Here is an 18,763-nt window from a genome sequence, read left to right as displayed (position 1 = left end):
CACACCATATATTGCCTGAACACCGAAGCGGAGGCGCAACACCTTGGCCGTCCTGATTCAATATGCTATCTGGCTGGCGCCGCTTCGACCGCCTGTGACTGCCGTTCGCGTCCGGTATTTAACGGGCTGCGCCGCCAAGGATATTCTGTAGATGGACTCGACCGCCAAAACCGCCTCCGCGCCTGATTCCTTCTTTGCGGCCACCCTGGCCGGGGCCGATCCCGAAATCGCCGCCGCGATCAAGGGCGAGTTGGGCCGCCAGCGCCACGAGATCGAACTGATCGCGTCGGAAAATATCGTCAGCCGCGCGGTTCTGGAGGCGCAGGGCTCGGTATTGACCAACAAATACGCCGAGGGTTATCCGGGCGCGCGCTATTACGGCGGATGCGAATGGGTGGATGTCGTCGAAACGCTGGCGATCGAGCGGGCCAAGAAGCTGTTCGGCGCCCAGTTCGCCAACGTCCAGCCGAACTCCGGCAGCCAGATGAACCAGGCCGTGTTCCTGGCGCTGCTGCAACCCGGCGACACCTTCATGGGTCTCGACCTTGCGGCCGGCGGTCACCTGACCCACGGTGCGCCGGTCAACATGTCCGGCAAGTGGTTCAAGGCCGCCCACTATACCGTGCGGCGCGACGACCACCTGATCGACATGGACGACGTGGCGCGCCGGGCCGAAGAGGTCAAGCCGAAGCTGATCATCGCCGGCGGCTCGGCCTATTCGCGCCCCTGGGACTTCAAGCGCTTCCGCGAGATCGCCGACAGCGTCGGGGCCTATCTGATGGTGGACATGGCGCACTTCGCCGGTCTCGTCGCGGGGGGCGTGCATGCCTCGCCGGTACCGCACGCGCACGTGACCACGACCACCACCCACAAGTCGTTGCGCGGTCCGCGCGGCGGCCTGATCCTGTGCAATGACGAGGCGCTTGCCAAGAAGCTCAATTCGGCGATCTTCCCCGGCCTGCAGGGCGGCCCGCTGATGCATGTCATCGCCGCCAAGGCCGTGGCGTTCGGCGAGGCGCTGCGACCGGACTTCAAGCTTTACGCGAAGAACGTTGTCGAAAATGCCAAGGCGCTGGCCGAAACCCTGCGCGGCCATGGCTTCGATATCGTCTCCGGAGGTACCGACAATCACCTGATGCTGGTGGATCTGCGGCCCAAGGGGCTGAAAGGCAACGTCTCCGAAAAGGCGTTGGTGCGCGCAGGCCTCACCTGCAACAAGAACGGCATTCCTTTCGATCCCGAAAAGCCGTTCGTGACCTCCGGTCTTCGTCTCGGCACGCCGGCGACCACGACGCGCGGCTTCGGGGTTGCCGAATTCAAGCAGGTCGGCGGCCTAATCGCCGAAGTGCTCAACGCCATCGCGCAGGCCGACGACGGCAAGGCCCCGCTGGTCGAGGCCGCAGTGAAGGAGAAGGTCAAGGCGCTGACGGCCCGTTTCCCGATTTATCAGTAATGATGAGATTTTGGCCATGTAACCCCGCCGTCATGCCCGGCTTTATGCCGGGCATCCACGACTTTGACGGCTGGCGGTTCCAAGACGTGGATGACCGGGACACGCCCGGCCATGACGCAACCGAGGAGGCGCGTTGATGCGCTGCCCGAGCTGCAACAGTCTGGATACCCAGGTGAAGGACTCGCGGCCGACGGAAGACTCGGCCGTGATCCGGCGGCGGCGCGTCTGCATGGCCTGCAATTTCCGCTTCACCACCTTCGAACGCGTGCAGTTGCGTGAACTCACGGTCATCAAGCGCAACGGACGGAGGGTGCCGTTCGACCGCGACAAGCTGGTACGCTCGCTGCAAGTGTCATTGCGCAAAAGGCCGGTTGAACCCGAACGCGTGGAAACCATGGTGTCGGCTATCGTCCGCGAACTCGAGAGCGGCGGTGAGGCCGAGATTTCGTCCGAGACTATCGGCGAGATCGTGATGGAACACCTGCGGACCCTCGACGATGTCGCCTATGTGCGCTTCGCCTCGGTCTACCGCAATTTCCGGGAAGCCAAGGATTTCGAGGCCGTGCTGGGCGAACTCTCCAGCGAGGACGATGCGCGGCAGGTGCCGCTGCGCAAATGATCTTCCGCGTTCTGGAAGAGCAAACCGGAGAAAAGCTCCGGACGGCCAAGGCCGCCGATTTGCATTTCATGCAACTGGCGCTGATGCTGGGTCGCCGCGGTCTGGGTGCGAGCGCGCCAAATCCGGCAGTGGGCGCGGTCCTCGTAAAGGACGGCGTGATCGTGGGCCGCGGCTGGACCCAGCCGGGAGGCCGTCCGCATGCCGAGGTCGAGGCGCTGCGGCGTGCTGGAGAGGCGGCGCGCGGCGCGACGCTTTATGTCACGCTGGAGCCGTGTTCGCATGTCGGAAAAACGCCGCCGTGCGCAGACGCCGTGATCGCCGCCGGCATCGCGCGCGTCGTATCCGCCGTCGAGGATCCCACTCCGGAAGTCGCGGGGCGGGGCCATGCACGGTTGCGGGCCGCCGGAATATCGGTCGATGTCGGACTTTGTGCTGTCGAGGCCGCGCAACATCATGCCGGACATTTCCGGCGCGTCCGGGACAAGCGCCCACACGTCATCCTCAAGCTCGCGATGTCCAGCGACGGAAAGATCGGCGTGGCGGGGGGGACGCCGGTTGCCATCACGGGCGAGGCGGCGCGGGCGCGGGTGCACCTGCTGCGCGCGCAATGCAATGCCATTCTGGTCGGAATCGGCACAGTGCTGGCCGACGATCCTCTCCTGACCTGCCGGCTTCCGGGCATGGAAGCGCGCTCGCCGGTGCGTGTGGTGCTGGATCACGCGCTGCGTATTCCTCACGAGAGCCGGCTGATCCAGTCAGCGCGCGGGACCCCGCTCTGGGTGATGGCATCGGATTTTGCCGAAACCGCCGCGGACTTGAAGCTCGGCGCGGCCGGCGTGCAGGTCGTGCGCGTTCCGGTCGCCGCCGGCGCGCCCGGGCTCGACCTGGCGGCGGTTCTCCGCGCCCTGTCCGAAAGAGGAATGACGCGCCTGTTGGTCGAAGGCGGCGCGCGTGTTGCATCGTCGTTCGTTGCGTCTGCGCTGGTCGACGAAGCGTGGCTGCTGCATGGTCCCGATCCGATCGGCGACGACGGCGTGCCGGCGCTTGGCTCCTTGCCGCTGGACACAATCACGCAATCGCAACATTACAGGCTCCGTGCGAGCGAGACGCTGGATCAGGATACCCTCATGATTTACGAGCGTGCCTAAATCGAGTTAGCTTGAATCCGAAACATTTCGGCCGCTGCGGAAGGTTCTGATGTTCACCGGCATAGTGACCGACATCGGCGAGATAGAAACGCTGACGCGTCCAGCGCAGAATCAACTGCATCGGCTGCGTATCCTCTGCCGCTATCATCAAACCGCCATCGCGGACGGCGCGTCCATCGCCTGCAACGGCGTTTGTCTGACCGTCGTTGCCTCGGGCGGTGCCGGGGAAAAGACCTGGTTCGACGTCGATGTCGGGGCGGAGACGCTCGACGTAACGACGGCAAAGCATTGGGCGGTGGGAACGCGGCTCAATCTCGAGCGCGCACTGAAACTCGGCGATGAACTCGGCGGTCACATCGTCGCAGGCCACGTTGACGGAATCGCCACCGTCGTTACGCGCGACGACCTGCATGGCATGGCGCGTTTCGAATTGCGCACCACCCGGGATCTGGCGCGCTTCGTGGCGGCCAAGGGTTCGGTGACGCTGGACGGCGTATCGCTGACGGTGAACACCGTACTAGACCAGACGTTTTCGGTGTTCATCATTCCGCGGTCGCTCGACGCCACCACGCTCGGCGATTGGCACGCGGGCCGTGAGGTCAATCTCGAAGTCGATCTGATGGCGCGTTACGCAGCGCGGCTGAGCGAGATGAAGTAGGCTTCGATAAATGTACCATGCGCGGGCTTGACCCGCGCATTCTTCCTCTTAACAAGATGGATTGCCGGGATGATAGGCGAGCGAAGCGACGCCGTTCTTCGAACGATTGGACCCGGCAATGACTAACCGGAGCAGGGTATGGCAGAGGCAAGGCGCGCAGCGCCTCAGGATCGGAGCGACGTCTCGGGCGCGCGCGCCCTGATCGTCGAGGCGCGGTTCTACGACGACATTCAGGATGCGCTGCTCGAAGGCGCGGTCGCGGAACTGAGATCCGCCGGAGTCGGTTATGAGGTCGTCACCGTTCCGGGCGCTCTGGAAATCCCGGCGGCGATAGCCATGGCGCTCGATGCGGCCGAGCGCAATGGCGAGCCTTACGACGCGGTGGTTGCGCTCGGCTGCGTGGTGCGGGGCGACACCATCCATTTCGAGATCGTCTCGATGGAATCCGCTCGCGCGCTGATGGATCTGTCCGTGCAACGGCGGGTGCCTCTCGGCAACGGCATCATCACCGTCAACACCGACGCGCAGGCGTGGGCGAGAGCGCGCGCCAGCGAGTCGAACAAGGGTGGCCATGCGGCGCGGGCGGCGCTGGCAATGCTGCGGATCAGACGCCGACTGGCGAAGGCGTAACGGCACGATGGCGGACATCAAGGCGGGTATCGACAGGAAGGCCAACCGGCGTGGCGCGGCGCGGCTCGCCGCAGTGCAGGCGCTGTATCAGATGGAGATCGGCGGCGCAGGGATCAACGATGTCCTCGCGGAGTTCGAAAGCCACTGGCTCGGTAACGAGGTTGAGGGCAATCGATATCTTCCCGCCGAAGCCGCCTTCTTTCGTGACGTGGTGGCGGGCGTGGTCCGCGATCAGACCAGGCTCGACCCATTGATCGACGATGCTCTGTCGAAAGGGTGGCCGCTGAAGCGGATCGACGCGATCGTGCGCGCGGTGCTGCGCGCCGGCTCGTACGAACTGGAGCACCGCAAGGACGTTCCGGCGCGGGTCGTGGTGTCCGAATATGTCGATGTCGCGTACGCCTTCGTCGAGAAGGAGGAGGCCGGCATGGTCAACGCGGTGCTCGATCAGATCGCGCGCCGTTTCCGCGCCGACGAGTTTGCGCGAGGGTAGGGCAGGGTCGATGTCGTCATGCCCGGCTTTATGCCGGGCATCCACGTCTTGCTGGGTTCGGTCGGAAAGGCGGGATAGCCGGGACACAGGTGAACGGAAGCGGCGCCGTTCTTCGAACGGCTTTGCCCGGCCATGATGAGTTTGAATGTCGCAACGATTAGCTCGCAAGGATCAACCGCATGCCGTCCGGTGAAGACGATCTGATTGGGCGTTATTTCAAGCCGATCGCGACCGATCCGGGCGCGCTCGGGCTTGCCGACGATGCGGCCGTCCTGAAAGGCGGCGGCGACGATCTTGTGATTACGACCGATGCCATCGTCGAAGGTGTGCATTTTTTGAGCGGCGATCCGCCGGAAACGGTTGCCAGGAAGGCCTTGCGTGTCAATCTGTCCGATCTTGCCGCCAAGGGAGCGACGCCGGCCGGCTTCGTCATGAGTCTGGCCTTGCGCAACGCCGACGAGGATTGGCTCGCGTCATTCGCGCGCGGGCTGTTTGACGACGCAACCGCGTTCCATTGTCCGCTGCTCGGCGGCGATACAGTCGCAACGCCGGGACCGCTGACGATTTCCGTCACCGCCTTCGGCCGCATGCCGCCCGGTGAAACGATCTTGCGCAGCCGCGCGAAACCAGGCGACCGCATCGTTGTCTCCGGCACCATTGGCGACGCTTCACTGGGGCTCGCTATTCTCACGGGAAAAATAATTGTGGGCGATGTCGATATCCGCGAGTCGCTGCTCGACCGCTATAGAGTTCCACAGCCTCGTATCAGCCTCTCCGGCGCGGTGCGGAGTTACGCGCGTGCCGCGATGGATGTTTCCGACGGTCTGGCCGGCGATCTCGCGAAACTTTGCGCGGCGTCGAGAGTCTCGGCCGTGATCGATGCCGCGTCCGTTCCGCTGTCCGACGCCGCGCGCGCGCTGATGGAGCAGGGCCAGACGTGTCTCGAATCCGTGGTGAGCGGCGGCGACGATTACGAGATCCTGTCCACGATCGCCGAGGACCGGCTTGGGGCTTTCGCCGGGGCGGCCCGCAGCGCCGGCGTCGCGGTAACATTGATCGGGACGATCGTCGCGGGAAACGCGGCTCCGAAATGGCTTGATGCCGAAGGCCAGGAGATCGCGCTTGGACGGCTTTCCTACAGCCATTTCTGAATCCTGGTATTCCGATTTTGATGGAGTCAGGTCTGGGGCCTCGTGCGATCGAGAGTGCTTCACACTTCGACGGAAGCATCTCGATTATCCGTCATTGCCGGGCTTGACCCGGCAATCCATCTTCAAGAGAAGATGGATACGCGGGTCGTAGAGCGTTTTCGAGCGAATTGGCTACCGGTTCGCGTAAAGAAAACGCGTCAAATCAAAAATATAGAGCTCCGCTCCTGATTCCATCAGAAGCGGAAAGGCTCTGGGCGAGCGAAAGCGATGCCGTTCTTCGAACGGCTATGCCCGCGCATGACGACGGGACGGGAATTGATTCCGTGTCATCGTGAATCGCTCCATGCAAAGAAAGCGCCCGGCGTGGCCGGGCGCTTTGAATTGAAAAGGGAGCGCCTTCAGGTGCCGCTGCCGAACCGGCGCGACCACCATCCCGCGCGGCGCGGCCGGTCCTCGTTCGATGATTCCGGCTGTTGCGGTTCAGGCGCCGATGCCTCCTCCGGCTGACTTGGAGCGGCCGGTTCGGCGGGCGGTGCTTCCGAGGCGAAGCTCACCTTCTCGCGCACCGTCGAGCGACGGCGAACGGTCTTTTCAGATTCCGATACGGCTTCATCGGCCTCAAGCGGGCTCGGCGTTGCCGGCTGCGCCTCCTCGTGGCGCTGCGACTCAGCCTCGCCCTCGGGCGGACCGGTCTGCGGTTCAGGGGCGATCGGCGCCGAATCGAAGTCCGCGACGGCTTTCACGACTTCGGGCGCTGACGCGGGACCGAGTTCGTCGGAAATCGAGCCCGCAAGGCCCGCGCCGTTGCTGCCGCGGCGGCGACGACCGCCGCGCCGTCCGCGCCGACGCGGCCGCCGTTCTCCGTCCGGAGATTGATCGGCTTCTGCCGGGTGGTCTTGCGCTCCGGCGTCGTCTCCATCATTTTCGACGTCGCCGGTCATGAAGCGCGCTGCGGCGAAATCAGCGGCAATCTGGACATCGGAGCTGTCGTCGTTATTCACGGCCTGTTCGTCGCGAGGTTCTGCGGATCGGTCACGCCGGGATCGGCGGCGTCTCCGCTTGCGGCCGTCACCCTCGGCGTCGCCGCCTGCCTGTTCATCTATGCGAGCATCGGTGTCGTCGGTTTCGATCTCGGCTTCGGTATCGAGCGTCTGCTCATCGTCATGAGCCTCTTCGGCCAGCGAAGGCGACACGATAAGCTGCGCCGCCAGCAACGCCTTCGCAGCCTCCAGCGTATGCACCTGCTCGCCGCGGTCTATGATGAAGGATTGCTGGCCGCCGAGCGAAGGATCCGCGACCACGGAGAGACTTACCTTGAAGCTGTGTTCGAGGTCGCGCAGATGTCCGCGCTTCTGATTGAGCACATACAGCGCAACGTTGGTGCGTGTTCGCACGATGAGGTTGTGCGTCGCCCCTTTCATCAGAGTTTCCTCGAGGCTGCGCAGCAACTGCAACGCCACCGATGGAACCGAGCGGACGTGACCGGTGCCGCCGCATTGCGGGCAGGGCTCGGTCGAGCTTTCCAGCATGCTGGCGCGAATGCGCTGGCGCGACATTTCCAGAAGGCCGAAGTGCGAGATGCGGCCGACCTGGATGCGCGCGCGGTCGTGGCGCAGACAGTCGCTGAGCTTGCGCTCCACCGCGCGGTTATTGCGCTTCTCGTCCATGTCGATGAAGTCGATGACGATCAGGCCGGCGAGATCGCGCAATCTCAACTGTCTGGCGACTTCCTCGGCGGCCTCGAGATTGGTCTTGAGCGCCGTATCCTTGATGTGATGTTCGCGGGTCGAACGGCCCGAGTTGACGTCGATCGACACCAATGCCTCGGTCTGGTTGATCACGATGTAGCCGCCGGAGCGGAGCTGCACCGTCGGCGAGAACATCGCATCGAGCTGGCTTTCGACGCCGTTGCGCGAGAACAATGGCTGGTAGTCGCGATACTGTTTCACCGCGCGGACATTGGATGGCATCAGCATCTTCATGAAATCGCGCGCTTCCTGATAGCCCGCTTCGCCGGCCACCTGGATTTCGTCGATTTCCTTGCTGTAAAGATCGCGTAGCGAGCGCTTGATCAGCGAGCCTTCTTCATACACGAGCGTCGGCGCCTGCGAGCGCAAGGTCACGTCGCGCACGGTTTCCCACATGCGGATCAGGTATTCGAAGTCGCGCTTGATCTCCGGCTTGGTGCGCGAAGCGCCGGCGGTGCGCAGGATGACCCCCATGCCCTCCGGCACGTCGAGATCCTGCACCACTTCCTTCAGCCGCGAACGGTCCTGCGCCGAAGTGATCTTGCGGCTGATGCCGCCGCCGCGCGCGGTATTGGGCATCAACACGGCGTAGCGGCCGGCGAGTGACAGATAGGTCGTCAGCGCCGCGCCCTTGTTGCCGCGCTCCTCCTTGACCACCTGCACCAGCATCACCTGACGACGCTTGATGACTTCCTGAATTTTGTACTGGCGACGCGGCCGGTAGGCGCGCTCGGGCACTTCCTCCAGCGCGTCGTCACCGCCAACGGATTCGACCTGTTGGTCCTCCTCGATGTCGCCATCGTCCTCGTCGTCCTCGGCGGGAATGTGCTCGCCGGGAGTTTCGAACCCAATAGGCTGACCATCCTGTTCCTGCGTCGCTTGATCGTGAGATTCGTGTGTCTCATCGGCGTCCGGAAGAACGGCTGGCTCTGCATGATCGTCTTCGGCGTCGCCATGTGCCGGCAGCTCGAAGTCGGTTGCGTAATGATCCGACGGCGCCGCGACCGGGGCATTATCCGCTACGGTTGCGATGACGGCTCCATCGGCATCATCGTCCTGTGCCTCGTCGCGATGCTCATGGACGACATCCTCCCGGTCTGGAGCGCGGTCGTGCAGCCTATGCGTATCGTCGACATCGACGTCGTGATGATCGCCGTCGTAGGGATCGCCGTGCCCGACGTCGTCATGCGCCTGCTCATGCGGGTGATCATGATTCGCGTCATCCTCGCGCAGATGATCGTGATCCTGCACCTCGTGTTGCTGCCCGATAGGATCGTCCGACGTCGATTCGTCGTGGGGCTCACTGAACTGCGACGCATCCGCCGCCGCGTCCTCATGGTCCGCATCCTCGACGATGGCGCTCCGCACGCGTTCGCAGTGATCGCGCCGGCGCGAACTGCGATTCCGTGAGCGGCGGCTGGAGCGATCTTCCGATTCTTCCTCCGCCTCGCGATGCGCGCGCTCGTCGGCTTCGATCAGCGCCTGACGGTCGGCGACCGGAATTTGATAGTAGTCGGGATGGATTTCGCTGAACGCAAGGAAGCCGTGGCGGTTCCCGCCATATTCGATGAACGCGGCCTGCAACGACGGCTCGACGCGGGTGACCTTGGCCAGATAGATGTTGCCCCGCAATTGCTTGCGCTGGGCGGATTCGAAATCAAATTCCTCGACGCGGTTGCCGCGGACAACGACCACCCGGGTCTCTTCCGGGTGGGTGGCGTCGATCAACATTTTGTTGGGTTTGTTGGACATATTGGAGCTCTTGGCGGCGGAGGGCGCATGGCACGGCGCGCGCGTTTCGCGCGGCCGGGTGACGCAACGGTCCACCTGATTCGGGGGTGAGGGGAAGGCCGCGATGCGATCCTTGGCGCCTTGCCGATCCTGTTCCCGGCACGCTGCGGCGCGCGAAGCTCTCACCTCGCGTCGGCGCAGTCTTTGCAGGAGTCTTGGTCGGTTCTTCAGTCTGGCGCATCAAGCGTCGGCCCGTTTGAACAGGTTGGCGGCAAAAGCACCGCCGTGTATCTCGCTGCCGGACCGACGCGGCGCCAAAGCGCCTGTCGTACGTCGTGACCATTTGGCCGGGGCAATCGGTCATCACCTTCTGAAGCCGTCCCCGGCGTAAAAAATGGTACCGGATACCCCTCGAGCTTGAAACCGCCGCTCCAATCGGCCGCGCGACGCGCTGGCTGTTGAAGGTCGGAAAACGCAGGCGCTTCGAGCAAGTTGAAGCCCAACGCTGCACCGGGAGGCTGAACGCGATACAACCGGGAGTTTAACCGTCAGCACTGTCTTACATACGTGGATTGCTTGACGCTTGCAAGCGACAGCATCTCCGGCGGGCAGGGCCGGCACTATTTGTTGTGGGCGGATTTAAGGTCCGGTTAACCGTACGGTTCTATTGCGGTAAAATGCAGCTCGGAGGCATGAGTTCGTTGGCGGGCCGCGCAAATCACTTCATTTTGCTGGGGATCGCATCGCTGTGCGCCGCAGCTTTGTTCCCTCCCGGCACAATTTCGCCTGCCGCCGGTAACGAGCTCGTTCGTCCCTCGGTCGCGGGAGATTTTCCGGTCGCCTCTGAAGTCCGGCTCGCAGGCGACCTGAAACAAACCCGCTTTATCCTTGATCTCGATAAGAAAATCGACATCCATGCCTTTCTGTTGGCCGACCCCTATCGGGCCGTCATCGATATCCCGCAGGTCAGCTTTCGCCTCGCGCCCGGCGCAGGCGACACCGGACGCGGCCTGATCAAGGCGTTCCGCTACGGGCTTGTGATGCCGGGAGGATCGCGGATCGTGTTCGATCTCGCGGGTCCTGCGAAAATCGAAAAGGCTTACGTCCTCGATGCCGCGAACGGCCAGCCACCCCGCCTGGTGGTCGAACTTGAGGCTGTCGACCGTGCCGCGTTCAATCGTCTCCTGGTGGCTTCGAACGGTCCTGAACGGGGTACCAATTCCCCGGCCCCCGTCGCCGATACGACTGGTTCGACCGGGGCCGTCGTGTCCGCGGACGGGCGTCCCGTGGTGGTGATCGATCCAGGCCATGGCGGAATCGACAACGGAACCCAGGCCTCGACGGGAGAGACGGAAAAGGATCTGGTGCTGGCATTTGCCGTCGCTTTGCGCGACCGCATCGAGCAGGACGGCAAGTATCAGGTTATCATGACGCGGACGGACGACACTTTCGTCCCGCTGGCCGAACGCGTGCGCATCGCCCGAAGCAATGGCGCCGCGCTGTTCGTGTCGATCCATGCGGATGCCCTGCCGCGCCGCGAGGGTGATGCGCGCGGTGCGACGATCTACACGCTGTCGGACAAGGCGTCGGATGCCGAGGCAGAGCGGCTGGCGGAGACCGAAAACAAGGCGGATGCGATCGGAGGCGTCAACCTGACCGAGGAGCCGACCGATGTCGCCGATATCCTGATCGATCTCGCGCAGCGGGAAACACGCACATTTTCAAACCGCTTCGCCCGGCTGTTGATGAACGAAATGAAAACCTCGGCGCGGATGCACAAGCACCCGTTGAAGTCGGCAGGGTTCAGGGTGCTGAAGGCACCCGACGTGCCGTCGGTCTTGGTCGAGCTCGGTTACGTTTCCAACAGGGCGGACCTTCGCCAGATGTTATCGGACGACTGGCGTTCCAGGACGGTTCGTGCGGTCGCGAAGGCCATTGAGACGTTTCTTGCAAAAAGGGTGGTTTCGGCTTCGCCGGCCCACTGAAAAGGTATGACCCCCGTGCCGAAGCCCTAGTTTGGCCACAGCCACGGCTCTATAGAAAAACTTGTCGCAAGTTCGCAGAATCGGCCAGAACCGGGTTCCTGATCCGGCGGATGCTTCGACGAACGAAACGCATCAATGGCGATCAGGCCCCGCGATCGCGCGGCCATGTCGCGAGGTCGACTGGAACGAAACGGACGCTCGAAAATGCGCCTTCTGCTGCGGTTCATGGGCTTTCTGTTTGCGGCGGGAACCACCCTGTTTCTGGTCGGCGTCGCGGTGGCGGCGGGATTGATCTGGCATTTTTCCAAGGGCTTGCCGGACTATTCCCAGCTTCAGAACTATGAGCCGCCGGTAATGACGCGTGTCCATGCGGCCGACGGTTCGCTGCTTGCGGAGTACGCGAAGGAGCGCCGGCTGTATCTGCCGATCCAGGCGGTCCCGAAGCTGGTCATCAACGCGTTCCTGGCCGCGGAGGACAAGAATTTCTATGAGCACAGCGGCATTGATTTCCAGGGCGTCAGCCGCGCCGTGTTAAAACTCGTCGAGAACGCGATACGCGGCAGCGACAAACGTCCGCAGGGCGCCTCCACCATCACGCAGCAGGTCGCCAAGAACTTTCTCCTCTCCGATCTCGTCAACAAGGAGAACAAGAGCAGACTCGACGAATACATCCGCAAGATCAAGGAAGCATTGCTTGCGATGCGCATCGAGCGGGCCTATTCGAAGGACAAGATCCTTGAGCTTTACCTGAACGAGATCTACCTCGGCCTCGGCGCCTATGGCATCGCGGCCGCCTCGCTCGTGTATTTCGACAAATCGGTCAACGAATTGACCGTCGCCGAGGCCGCCTATCTGGCGGCTTTGCCGAAGGCGCCGTCGACGCTGCATCCGGTCAAGAATCACGATCGCGCGGTCGAGCGGCGCGACTACGTCATCGACCGGCTGCTGGAGAATGGCTGGATCAAGCAGGCCGACGCTGAAAAGGCCCGCAAGGATCCGTTGATCGTCACCACTCGCGCCAACGGGGCGCACACCGTTGCCGGCGAATATTTTGCCGAGGAAGTCAGGCGCGACCTGTTGGAACGCTACGGTGAAAAGAAGCTCTACGAGGGGGGGCTGTCGGTCCGGACGACGCTCGACCCGAAACTGCAGGCGATCGCCCGCAAGACCATGGCCAATGGCCTCGTCAACTACGACGAGGCACAGGGTTGGCGCGGCGCAATGAGCAGGCTCGATATCTCGGGTGACTGGGGCGTGAAACTCGCCGATGTCAAATCGCTATCGGACATCGCGCCGTGGCGGATGGCGGTCGTGCTCGAGTCCGACGACAAGTCCGCCCGGATCGGCTTTCAACCCGGCCGCGAACTCGGCGGCGCCGTGAGCAAGGAGCGGCAAACCGGCTTGATTTCGCTCGATGGAGTGAAATGGGCCAAGGCCGCGTCGGGAGCTGCGCGCGGCCGTACGCCGACGAAGGTATCGCAAGTGCTTTCGCCTGGCGACGTGATCTATGCCGATCCCCTGATCGGCAAGGACGGCAAGATCGTTGAAGGCGAGTACCGGTTGCGGCAACTACCCCAAGTGTCCGGCGCGATGGTGGCGATGGATCCGCGGACCGGCCGTGTGCTTGCGATGGTCGGCGGCTTCTCGTTCGATCAGAGCCAGTTCAATCGCGCAACGCAGGCCTATCGGCAGCCGGGCTCCTCGTTCAAGCCGATCGTTTATTCCTCGGCCCTCGACAATGGCTATACGCCATCGACCGTCATCGTCGATGCGCCGATCGAGATCGATCAGGGGCAGGGCGGTGTGTGGCGCCCGGAAAACTATTCGAAGGAAAAATACTATGGGCCGCAAACGCTGCGGAATGCGCTGCGGCTCTCGCTCAACACCGTGACGGTCCGGCTGGCGCAGGACATCGGCATGCCCTTGATCGGCGAATATGCCAAACGCTTCGGGGTCTACGACGAACTGCCGAATTATCTTTCCTACGCGCTGGGAGCCGGCGAAACCACGGTATTGCGCATGGTGACCGCGTATTCGATGTTCGACAATGGCGGCCGGCGCGTGAAACCGACCCTGATCGACCGCATTCAGGATCGCTACGGCCACACCATCTACAGGCATGACACGCGCGAGTGCCGGGGATGCGACGCGCCGGAGGGCTGGAAGAACCAGCCCGAGCCCCAGTTGATCGACCATCGCGAGCAGGTGCTGGATTCGATGACGGCCTATCAGATCACGTCGATGATGGAGGGCGTCGTGCAGGCCGGCACCGCCACGGTCATGCGCGATGTCGGCAAGCCAATTGCGGGGAAGACCGGCACCACCAACGATCAGAAGGACGCCTGGTTCATCGGATTTTCGCCAGACCTCGTCGTGGGCGTCTACGTAGGCTACGACAAGCCCCGCAATCTCGGACGCACGGCGACCGGCGGGCATCTGGCGGCGCCGATCGCGCGCGATTTCATGAAAATCGCGCTAGCCGACAAGCCGGCCACTCCGTTCCGCATTCCCGCCGGCATCAAGCTGGTTCGCGTCGACGCCAAGACCGGCATGCGCGCCGGTCCGGGCGATACCGGCAAGACTATCCTGGAGGCCTTCAAGCCTGGCACCGCGCCGCCCGACAATTATTCCGTGATCGGGGTGGCGGATTCGGACGGACGCCAGCCACAGGCGCCGCCGGACGCAGACCGCAGTCTGTTCCAGCCGGGGACCGGAGGACTTTACTGACATAGAGACGAGATCGCGCTCGAACGTGATTGCGCTTCGCGGCCTTCGCGGCTACATCACCTGCCATCGCTGTACGGCGTTGTGAATTGTGGACCAGGGACGCCATGCGCGCTGAAATCGAAAGACTCGTCGAAGAGATCAAGCAGTCGGTCGGGCTGCTGAGGAGGCATCTTTGACGTCGAAACCTCGACCGCGCGTCTGGCGGAGCTGAACAAGCTCGCCGAAGATCCCGATCTCTGGAACGATCCCCAGAAGGCTCAGAAGCTGATGCAGGAGCGGACCTCGCTGGAGGATTCGCTGACCGGTATCGGCAAGGTCGAGCGCGAACTTGAGGATCAGGTCGGCCTGATCGAGCTTGGCGAGGCCGAAAACGATCAGGCCGTCGTTGACGAAGCCGAAACCGCCTTGCAGATTCTCAAGAAGGAGGTCGCCCGCCGCGAACTCGAGGCGTTGCTCTCGGGAGAGGCGGATCGCTTGAATACCTATCTTGAGGTTCATGCCGGCGCCGGCGGCACCGAAAGCCAGGACTGGGCCGCGATGCTGCTGCGCATGTATACGCGTTGGGCGGAGAATCGCGGTTTCAAGATCGAATATCTGGAGGAAACGCCCGGCGAAGAAGCCGGAATCAAGTCGGCGACCATTCAGGTCAGCGGCCACAACGCCTATGGCTGGCTGAAGACCGAGGCGGGCGTGCACCGTCTGGTCAGGATCTCGCCGTTTGATTCCAACGCACGCCGCCACACGTCGTTTTCAAGCGTGGCAATCTTCCCGGTCGTCGATGACAGCATCAAGATCGACATCAAGGAATCCGACGTCCGCACCGACACCATGCGCTCCGGCGGCGCCGGCGGTCAGCATGTCAACAAGACCGAATCGGCGGTGCGGCTGACTCACATTCCGACCGGTGTCGCGGTTGTTTGTCAGGCCGGGCGTTCGCAGCACAAGAATCGCGCGCAAGCCTGGGACATGCTGCGAGCGAGACTCTATGAAATCGAGCTCAAGAAGCGGGAAGAACAGGCAGCCGCGGATCAGGCGGCCAAGACCGACATCGGCTGGGGCCACCAGATCAGGTCCTACGTCCTGCAGCCCTACCAGATGGTGAAGGACCTTCGCACCGGAGTTCAAACTTCGGACACGGCTGGCGTGCTCGACGGCGACCTTGATGAATTCATGGCGGCGACGCTGGCGCAGAAAGCCTTCGGCGTCACCCCCGGAGCCGTCGAAGATGTCGATTAGGTTTGGACTCAAAAACAGCTAACCCGCTGATATGATTCAGTCGGAGGATGCGAAGCCCGAAGTCGGATTGATTCATTTTCAATAGCTTAGCTTCAATTGAGTACACGCCATTGGATCATGATCCAAAAGTGGAAACCGATTTTCGGATAAGATCATGCTCAATCAAAAAGATGGGGCTAGAATCTGATTCGGTGAAGTTGGATCGGACTCTCGCCGGTCGCGGCGTGGATTTATTTGGCGGGCGCATGGCTGCAGGTTACGGAGCCGCGTCTGCATAGCGGTTCAGTTGACGGATTCATCTCAGTTATGAGGTAAACTCCGGCGTTGTTGTGTTTTCCGGACGAAACGACCCCGGAATCAGAAAGTTGCTTGTATTCTTTGATCTCAAAGTTGACGTGGAAGTCTGCCGGATCGGTCACATAAAACATGCAAACACGGAAAGCAGGTCGGTTGGTTCAATTCGGCCACAGTTCCGGTTCAAAGCGTCAGGTGTGGCCGCGATGCCCCAGCTAGAGAGTTTCCGTCGGGATGGCGCGCAAGGGGTTCCGTAGCGGTCCGGTGGCGAATATGCTCATGCGGGGATTGGTTGACCAGCGACTAAGGCTTGTGTGCGGGGACAATTGACTAAAGCTTGGGGTCCGGTGCGGAGGCGCAACCTCCCGGTGTCCGGAAAAAGAGATGGAACTCCACGGATGGGTGGTGCGAGACTGCTAGCCGGGGCTGCGGCGCTAGCTCTTGTTACGATATGGTCGGGGGCGGCCACGCCGGTCCTCGCCGATACGATCCAGGCGGCGCTGGTTCGTGCCTACCAGAGCAATCCTCAACTCAACGCGCAGCGCGCCTCGGTGCGCGCTACCGATGAAAACGTGCCGCAGGCGCTGTCCGGCTACCGGCCCAAGGTCGCCATAACTGCGAGCGGCGGCTATCAGTATACGGATGCCACGCAAGGCGTGCCGGGAGGCGCGGGGCAGGCGCTTCACGGCGCGCAAGCGCCCGCGGCTGTGGGCGCCACGGTGTCGCAGACCCTTTTCGACGGCTTCCAGACTTCCAACAAGACCCGGGCGGCGGAAGGACAGGTCTCCGCGTCGCGCGAGGGCTTAAGGGTCCTTGAACAGACCGTGCTTCTTGCTGCGGCGACCATCTACATGGACTATTTGCGCGACGCCGCTATCGTGGAGGTCCAGCGCAGCAACGTCCGCGTGCTCGAGGAGACGCTCAAGCAGACGCGCGATCGTTTCAACGTCGGCGAAGTCACCCGCACCGACGTCGCACAATCGCAAGCTCAACTGGCCGCCGGTCGCACCCAGCTTATGACGGCCGAGTCCAACCTCACGACCACGCGCGCCAATTTTCGTCGCATCATCGGCAACGAACCGGGACAACTGGCGCCGGGCTCGCCGGTGGACCGCTTCTTCCCGACAACGCTTTCAAGTGCGGTGGATCTCGCTCTTACCCAAAATCCAAATGTCACCGCGGCGATGTACGGCATCGACGTCAGCCATCTTCAGGTCAAAGTGGCCGAGGGCGCGCTGTTCCCCACCGTGACGCTCCAGGCCAATGTGCAGCAGGGCTACGCCCAGCAACTCACGATACAGAAGCAATTCTTTGCGTCCGCGATCGCGCAGGTGTCGGTGCCGATCTATCAGGGCGGCGCGGAATACTCGCTGATCCGCCAGTCGAAGGAAACGTTGGCACAACAACGTCTTACCCTCGAACAGGTCCGCGATCAGACCCGCGCCAGCGTGGTGCAGGCCTGGGGCCAGCTCCTCGCGGGCAAGTCGCAGGTGGCGTCGGCGCAAGCGCAGGTCGAGGCGTCCGAGATCGCGGTCAACGGCATTCGAGAAGAGGCCAAGGCCGGGCAACGGACCACGTTCGACGTATTGAACGCGCAACAGACGCTCGTCAACGCGCGCGTGGCGCTGGTGACAGCTCAACACGATCGCGTCGTCGCATCCTACTCAGTGTTGAGTGCCGTCGGCCGGCTCTCCCCGCAGGTGCTGAAGCTGCACACCACTGTTTACGACCCGAGTGTCCATTACCACCAGGTCCGTGACAGTTGGGCCGGCGTGCGTACGCCGGACGGACAGTGATCACGCGCTGACGAGGGCGTGTCCACAGCGCTTTGCTTGCAATCAATTGTTGGCGTGCCATACCTTTGAACGGGACCGCGAGGCGATTCGCAAAAATATCCGGCGGTTATCGGCTGTTACCAAGTCGGGATAGAGGTCGCACCGAATCGCAACGCCTGATTGGGACAATCGGGTTTGCTATCAACATCCGGGCCTGTATCTGGAATTGGAAATCTTCTGCGCTTGAGGCCGGGACGCTGGCGGGGACCGTGAAGATGGGGAGTTGGGCATGACGCAGCCTGCTAAGGTCCAAGAACCCTCGATGGAGGAGATCCTGGCGTCAATCCGCCGCATCATTGCCGACGACGAAAAGCCTGCTGCCGGAAAAACAGCGGCCGCGGATGCAACCCCTGCAAAACCCCAGCCGGCCGCCATGCCGGCTGCGCCCGCGAAAGCTGCCGACAGCAATAGCCAGGATGACATCGATGCGATGCTGGCGAACCTTGACGCCGCAACCACGGAGAAGGAAGTTCGCCCCGCCCAGGTCGATGAGGTGTTTGAACTGACCGACGAAATGGCCCTTCCGCAGCCGGTGCGGGCCGTTTTCCAGAAAGTCGAGCCCCAGGACGACCTGGAATTCGCGGAGACGACATCGACCCCGGCCAGCCGGCCGAGTCCGGCCGCCGTCGACTGGTCGGCCGTCCCGAACGCCGCCCCGGCAGCGCAAATTCTGTCGCAGTCGACGGTTTCAGCGGTCGAGACCGCCTTCAATTCGCTCGCCACCACGGTTTTGAGCAACAATGCCCGCACCCTTGAGGACCTCGTCAAGGAGATGCTGCGTCCGATGCTGAAGTCCTGGCTCGACGACAATCTGCCGGGGCTGGTCGAGCGCATCGTCAAGACCGAAATCGAACGGGTGTCGCGCGGGCGTCCGTGACCCGTTTCGGGATCGCAACGCAACCACTGGATCGGCCGGCCCAGGTCAAATCCGCCCTGCCTGACGTTGTGGGGCCGACATCGGCCGTCTTCGGGCCGGTTTATTCGGCGGTCGTGTTGACTTGACGCGCGGTGAAAGGCTTTTAGCGATCAGACGCCTTCATTCCGCGACCTCGCCT

Annotated in this window: 13 protein-coding genes; 12 read left to right on the top strand and 1 reads right to left on the bottom strand. The window is 62.8% G+C overall.

The window, feature by feature from the left end; translation table 11 throughout:
- The first annotated feature begins 151 nt into the window (after positions 1-151).
- From glyA to thiL, 7 genes are all read left to right on the top strand, one after another.
- Entirely contained in the window at positions 152-1,453 is a 1,302-nt protein-coding gene (gene glyA, locus ACMDCM_RS06300; RefSeq protein WP_412772769.1) for a serine hydroxymethyltransferase, read from the top strand.
- Positions 1,454-1,589: 136 nt separating this feature from the next.
- On the top strand, positions 1,590-2,072 hold the full coding sequence (nrdR, locus tag ACMDCM_RS06295; RefSeq protein ID WP_412772768.1) for a transcriptional regulator NrdR: 483 nt from the start codon (positions 1,590-1,592) through the stop codon (positions 2,070-2,072).
- Entirely contained in the window at positions 2,069-3,220 is a 1,152-nt protein-coding gene (gene ribD / locus ACMDCM_RS06290) for a bifunctional diaminohydroxyphosphoribosylaminopyrimidine deaminase/5-amino-6-(5-phosphoribosylamino)uracil reductase RibD (RefSeq protein ID WP_412772767.1), read from the top strand. Before nrdR ends, ribD begins: the two co-directional genes overlap by 4 nt.
- Positions 3,221-3,269: 49 nt before the next feature.
- Entirely contained in the window at positions 3,270-3,878 is a 609-nt protein-coding gene (locus tag ACMDCM_RS06285) for a riboflavin synthase (RefSeq protein WP_412772766.1), read from the top strand.
- Positions 3,879-4,016: 138 nt separating this feature from the next.
- Positions 4,017-4,508 (top strand): 6,7-dimethyl-8-ribityllumazine synthase, encoded by a 492-nt coding sequence (gene ribH / locus ACMDCM_RS06280; protein WP_412772765.1) that lies wholly within the window; start codon positions 4,017-4,019, stop codon positions 4,506-4,508.
- 7 nt (positions 4,509-4,515) lie between these two features.
- Positions 4,516-5,001, top strand: coding sequence for a transcription antitermination factor NusB (nusB, locus tag ACMDCM_RS06275; protein ID WP_412772764.1), 486 nt, complete (start codon positions 4,516-4,518; stop codon positions 4,999-5,001).
- Positions 5,002-5,180: 179 nt separating this feature from the next.
- Positions 5,181-6,152 carry a thiamine-phosphate kinase gene (thiL, locus tag ACMDCM_RS06270; protein ID WP_412772763.1) on the top strand — a complete coding sequence of 324 codons (972 nt, stop codon included), beginning with the start codon at positions 5,181-5,183 and terminating at the stop codon, positions 6,150-6,152.
- A 398-nt stretch (positions 6,153-6,550) separates the two neighbouring features.
- Here the strand turns inward: thiL and ACMDCM_RS06265 are convergent, their stop codons facing one another.
- Positions 6,551-9,652 carry an Rne/Rng family ribonuclease gene (locus tag ACMDCM_RS06265; RefSeq protein ID WP_412772762.1) on the bottom strand — a complete coding sequence of 1,034 codons (3,102 nt, stop codon included), beginning with the start codon at positions 9,650-9,652 and terminating at the stop codon, positions 6,551-6,553.
- Between the two features lie 680 nt (positions 9,653-10,332).
- Between ACMDCM_RS06265 and ACMDCM_RS06260 the strand changes: the two genes are divergently transcribed.
- The 5 genes from ACMDCM_RS06260 (at position 10,333) to ACMDCM_RS06240 (ending at position 18,585) form a co-directional block, all read left to right on the top strand.
- A complete protein-coding gene (locus ACMDCM_RS06260) occupies positions 10,333-11,616 on the top strand; it encodes an N-acetylmuramoyl-L-alanine amidase (protein WP_412774682.1) in 1,284 nt (427 codons plus the stop codon).
- Between the two features lie 204 nt (positions 11,617-11,820).
- Positions 11,821-14,343: a penicillin-binding protein 1A gene (locus ACMDCM_RS06255; RefSeq protein WP_412772761.1), complete on the top strand. Its 2,523-nt coding sequence runs from the start codon at positions 11,821-11,823 to the stop codon at positions 14,341-14,343.
- Between the two features lie 104 nt (positions 14,344-14,447).
- Positions 14,448-15,579, top strand: a protein-coding gene (gene prfB, locus ACMDCM_RS06250; RefSeq protein WP_412772760.1) for a peptide chain release factor 2 whose coding sequence is annotated in 2 segments (ribosomal slippage) — positions 14,448-14,516 and positions 14,518-15,579 — 1,131 coding nt in all. Because the reading frame shifts where the segments join, the coding sequence is not laid out codon by codon here.
- 692 nt (positions 15,580-16,271) lie between these two features.
- Positions 16,272-17,669 (top strand): TolC family outer membrane protein, encoded by a 1,398-nt coding sequence (locus ACMDCM_RS06245; RefSeq protein ID WP_412772759.1) that lies wholly within the window; start codon positions 16,272-16,274, stop codon positions 17,667-17,669.
- A gap of 268 nt (positions 17,670-17,937) precedes the next feature.
- Positions 17,938-18,585: a PopZ family protein gene (locus ACMDCM_RS06240; protein ID WP_412772758.1), complete on the top strand. Its 648-nt coding sequence runs from the start codon at positions 17,938-17,940 to the stop codon at positions 18,583-18,585.
- Positions 18,586-18,763: the final 178 nt, after the last annotated feature.

Origin of the sequence: Nitrobacter sp. (genome assembly GCF_047149785.1) — a bacterium.
GTDB lineage: Bacteria > Pseudomonadota > Alphaproteobacteria > Rhizobiales > Xanthobacteraceae > Nitrobacter.
This window is presented reverse-complemented; position numbering and strand designations above follow the sequence as displayed.

Excerpts from the sequence above, each read along its gene's own strand:
- glyA (WP_412772769.1), top strand. The coding sequence starts at position 152 with ATGGACTCGACCGCCAAAACCGCCTCCGCGCCTGATTCCTTCTTTGCG.
- nrdR (WP_412772768.1), top strand. The coding sequence starts at position 1,590 with ATGCGCTGCCCGAGCTGCAACAGTCTGGATACCCAGGTGAAGGACTCG.
- ribD (WP_412772767.1), top strand. The coding sequence starts at position 2,069 with ATGATCTTCCGCGTTCTGGAAGAGCAAACCGGAGAAAAGCTCCGGACG.
- ACMDCM_RS06285 (WP_412772766.1), top strand. The coding sequence starts at position 3,270 with ATGTTCACCGGCATAGTGACCGACATCGGCGAGATAGAAACGCTGACG.
- ribH (WP_412772765.1), top strand. The coding sequence starts at position 4,017 with ATGGCAGAGGCAAGGCGCGCAGCGCCTCAGGATCGGAGCGACGTCTCG.
- nusB (WP_412772764.1), top strand. The coding sequence starts at position 4,516 with ATGGCGGACATCAAGGCGGGTATCGACAGGAAGGCCAACCGGCGTGGC.
- thiL (WP_412772763.1), top strand. The coding sequence starts at position 5,181 with ATGCCGTCCGGTGAAGACGATCTGATTGGGCGTTATTTCAAGCCGATC.
- ACMDCM_RS06265 (WP_412772762.1), bottom strand. The coding sequence starts at position 9,652 with ATGTCCAACAAACCCAACAAAATGTTGATCGACGCCACCCACCCGGAA.
- ACMDCM_RS06255 (WP_412772761.1), top strand. The coding sequence starts at position 11,821 with ATGCGCCTTCTGCTGCGGTTCATGGGCTTTCTGTTTGCGGCGGGAACC.
- ACMDCM_RS06245 (WP_412772759.1), top strand. The coding sequence starts at position 16,272 with ATGGGTGGTGCGAGACTGCTAGCCGGGGCTGCGGCGCTAGCTCTTGTT.
- ACMDCM_RS06240 (WP_412772758.1), top strand. The coding sequence starts at position 17,938 with ATGACGCAGCCTGCTAAGGTCCAAGAACCCTCGATGGAGGAGATCCTG.